The sequence below is a fragment of the Acidiferrobacteraceae bacterium genome (assembly GCA_037388825.1).
Lineage (GTDB): Bacteria > Pseudomonadota > Gammaproteobacteria > Acidiferrobacterales > JAJDNE01 > JARRJV01.
In genome coordinates this window covers 1-3,643 of the sequence record JARRJV010000025.1, presented here as the reverse complement: position 1 = coordinate 3,643, position 3,643 = coordinate 1, and the positions used below count along the sequence as shown (strand labels likewise).

Annotated in this window: 5 protein-coding genes; all 5 read left to right on the top strand. The window is 56.7% G+C overall.

Annotated features, from left to right (window positions below):
• A partial coding sequence (locus tag P8X48_06315; GenBank protein ID MEJ2106930.1) for an LPS export ABC transporter ATP-binding protein occupies nt 1-205 on the top strand: 205 nt, incomplete at its 5' end.
• Between the two features lie 128 nt (nt 206-333).
• Nucleotides 334-1,797 carry an RNA polymerase factor sigma-54 gene (locus tag P8X48_06310; protein MEJ2106929.1) on the top strand — a complete coding sequence of 488 codons (1,464 nt, stop codon included), beginning with the start codon at nt 334-336 and terminating at the stop codon, nt 1,795-1,797.
• A gap of 27 nt (nt 1,798-1,824) precedes the next feature.
• Nucleotides 1,825-2,148, top strand: a complete 324-nt coding sequence (raiA, locus tag P8X48_06305; protein ID MEJ2106928.1) for a ribosome-associated translation inhibitor RaiA — start codon at nt 1,825-1,827, stop codon at nt 2,146-2,148.
• 36 nt (nt 2,149-2,184) lie between these two features.
• Nucleotides 2,185-2,664 (top strand): PTS IIA-like nitrogen regulatory protein PtsN, encoded by a 480-nt coding sequence (gene ptsN, locus P8X48_06300; GenBank protein MEJ2106927.1) that lies wholly within the window; start codon nt 2,185-2,187, stop codon nt 2,662-2,664.
• Nucleotides 2,661-3,611: an HPr(Ser) kinase/phosphatase gene (gene hprK, locus P8X48_06295; GenBank protein MEJ2106926.1), complete on the top strand. Its 951-nt coding sequence runs from the start codon at nt 2,661-2,663 to the stop codon at nt 3,609-3,611. The genes ptsN and hprK overlap by 4 nt, the downstream gene beginning before the upstream one ends.
• The last annotated feature ends 32 nt before the right edge of the window (nt 3,612-3,643 follow it).

The window sequence follows — 3,643 nt, the reverse complement described above, 5'->3', positions numbered from 1 at the left end:
TGAAATACAACATCTAATCAAACACTTAGAGGGACTTGGGATCGGCGTACTGATTACTGATCACAATGTGCGCGAAACCCTGAAAATCTGCGATCGTGCCTATATCCTCAGCGAAGGCCGTATTCTCACCGCCGGCACCCCCCCGGAGGTGCTGGCCAATCCGGATGTCCGGCGGGTCTACCTGGGGTCCGAGTTCACCCTCTGAGACTGTCCCCGGGGCACAACTCGGCTATCCTCTGGGGAGGGGACGGACTAAAATATCACTACGGATTCGACCATGCCGCCGGCAATACCAAACGAACACAGCTCACAGCAGCAACGATCCACCTGTCCATGAAACAGTCGCTCGAGTTAAGACTCGGTCAACAGCTGACCATCACGCCGCAACTGCAGCAGGCGATCCGTCTTTTGCAGCTTTCTTCCATTGAACTGCAGCAGGAGATACAGGAGGCCCTGGAAGGCAACCCCTTGCTGGAAGAAGCGGAAGACGACGGCCGCAACGAGGACGAACAGACACAGCCAGAGGATGTTCGCGTCGAGGTCAGCGAAGGCGAAAACCTCAAGGCCACCGATACGGAAATGGAACAGGGCGGCCCGGAAGACGACAGCGACTGGACCGACCCCTTCGAATCGCCCATTGCCACGACTACTTCATCCGGTTCGGACACCGAGGGCATGGACCTGGATGCGCGCAACAGTGCGGCCGAAACCCTGCAGGATCACCTCTACTGGCAGATGAGCCTCACGCCCTTCTCCGATCGCGACCGTGAGATCGCGACGGCAATCATTGATGCCATCGATGACGATGGCTATCTCCGATCGGACCTCAAGGATATCCAGCAATCGGTTGCGTCGGATGAGGATGCGATCGAGGTGGAGGAAATCGAGGCCGTGTTGCACCAGATTCAGAACTTCGATCCTCTGGGAGTGGGCGCGCGCAGCCTGGCGGAATGTCTTCGTTTGCAGATGCGTGTCCTTCCGGAAGATACACCCTGGCTTGCCCAGGCACGGGAACTTGCCACCGACGCCAACCTTGATCTGTTGGCGAAGCGGGACCACGTGCAGCTGCGCAAGAATCTCGGACTGCGCCAGAATGAATTGCAGCACGCGGTACAGCTCATTCAGCAGATGAACCCGCGTCCGGGGGCAGCGATCAATGCGCCGCAAGCGGCCTATATCATTCCCGACATCCTGGTAAAAAAGGTCAAGGGTGTCTGGCGAGCGGAGCTGAACAAGGAAGTCTCGCGGCGCCTGCGGGTCAATCACGCCTACGAGAAACTGATTCAGCGGGGCGTGAACAACGCCGACAACAAATATCTGCAGGAACAGCTGCAGCAGGCAAAGTGGTTTCTCAAGAGCCTGCATAGCCGGAACGAAACACTGATCAAGGTCGCGCGGACCATCATTGACCGGCAACGTGCCTTTTTCGATCACGGACCCGAAGCCATGAAGCCTCTGGTACTGCACGACGTGGCCGAGGCCGTAAACATGCACGAATCGACCATCTCCCGCGTGACAACAAACAAGTATATGCTCACGCCCCGTGGCGTATTCGAACTCAAATACTTTTTTTCCAGTCACGTCGGAACCGTCGATGGAGGCACCTGCTCGGCGACCGCAATCCGGTCCCTGATCAGCAAGATCATTGAAAACGAACCACCCGAGAAACCGGTCAGCGACAGCGATATTGCCCGGTCTCTGGGAGAACAGGGTATCAATGTCGCCCGCCGTACCATCGCAAAGTACAGGGAGTCCATGAACATTCCGCCATCGAATCTGAGAAAATCACTTGTTTAGGTGTTACATCTTTTCAGGAGTTAACAAATGCAAATCTCGATAACCGGCCAACACGTAGAAGTCACCGATCCCCTGCGGAGCTATGTCGACGAGAAGATTGGCCGTATTCACCGTCATTTCGATCACGTCACCAGTACCAATGTCGTCCTGCTGGTGGAAAAGAACCGACACCTGGCCGAGTGCACCATTCACACGAAGGGAGCACAGATCCATGCGAATGCCGACGGTGACGATATGTATGCGGCAATCGACTTTCTTGCCGACAAGCTGGACCGGCAGGTAATCAAACATAAGGAAAAAACGGGTGACCATCACCAGCGGGTTGCGGCGGAACAGAAACACCAATACTGAGTCTTTCCCTCGCCATACGCGCCCTGGCAATACGCAATGACCCTGCAACTGCATGAACTGGTTTCTCCGGAACGCATCGATTGCGCTCTGGGTGCGACCAGCAAGAAACGTCTCCTCGAAAACTTGAGCACCCTGATGCGGGCCGGAAATCCCCAACTGGACGATCATGCCGCGTTTCAATGCCTGATCGAACGAGAACGCCTGGGCAGCACCGGCGTAGGCAATGGCATCGCGATCCCCCACGGAAGAATGCGGGGCCTGGACAAGGCCGTGGGGGCCTTCGCCATTCTCAAGTCGGATATGGATTACGATGCCATCGACAACAAGCCCGTGAAGATGGTTTTTGCCCTCCTCGTCCCGGAAAACACCACGGATGAACATCTCCAGCTGCTCTCCCAGATTGCGCGCATGATGGCAGATGAGGGATACCGCAAACGTCTGCTGGCGGCCCGGACCGGTGATGAAGTCTACGCCGTCCTTTGCGATGCGGATCTTGAATACCAGAAGGCGTCATGACTGACTCCCTTACAGCCCATGAGCTGTTCGATGCCCAGTCAACACAACTGAAACTCCAATGGCTCGCGGGGAAAAGTGGCGAGAACCGGCAGCTCGAACCCGCAACCGCGAAGTATCCCGGCATGGCACTGGTCGGGCATCTCAATTTCATCCATCCCAACCGCGTCCAGGTCATTGGCGACAGCGAGATTGAGTACATCAATCAACTCTCGCCCGAAGAGCGATCCATTGCCATCGAGAAGCTGTTCAGTCGCCCCCAGACGGCGGTGTTCATTGCCGCCGGGGTTGATCCTGCGGCCGACCTGCTCGAAGCGGCGGATCAACACAAGGTTCCTTTTTTTCAGTCGAGCCAGCCCAGCCCGCTGCTGATCGAGAGCCTGAACTATTTCCTCTCCCATGCCCTCGCGCCCCGTGTTGTGGAACACGGTGTCTTCATGGAAGTCATGGGGATCGGCGTGCTGATCACAGGGGAAAGCGGAATCGGCAAGAGTGAGCTCGCCCTGGAATTGCTTAGCCGAAATCACCGCCTGATCGCGGACGATGCCGTGGAAATCCTCCGCGGCGGTCCGGATTCACTGATCGGTCGCTGCCTCAACAACCGGCTCACCGAGTTTTTGGAGGTCCGGGGACTGGGAATCATTAATGTGCGCACAATGTTTGGTGAGACCGCGGTTCGTCATCGCAAGCAACTGCACTTCACAATCCGACTGGAAAAACTGAGCGCCGAGAACTTTGCGGAGATTGACCGGCTCCAGGCGGTTCAGCAGACTCATAACTATCTCGACATCGATATCCCTGAAGTCGTGCTCTACGTGGCCCCAGGCCGGAACCTCGCCGTGTTACTCGAGGCGGCGACCCGAACCCACATCCTGCGCATGTGGGGCATGAATCCCATCGAGGACTTCCTCGAAAAGCATAATGACCTTCTGAACCCGCGGTCCACATGAGATTTATCATCGTTAGCGGCCTGTCGGGTTCC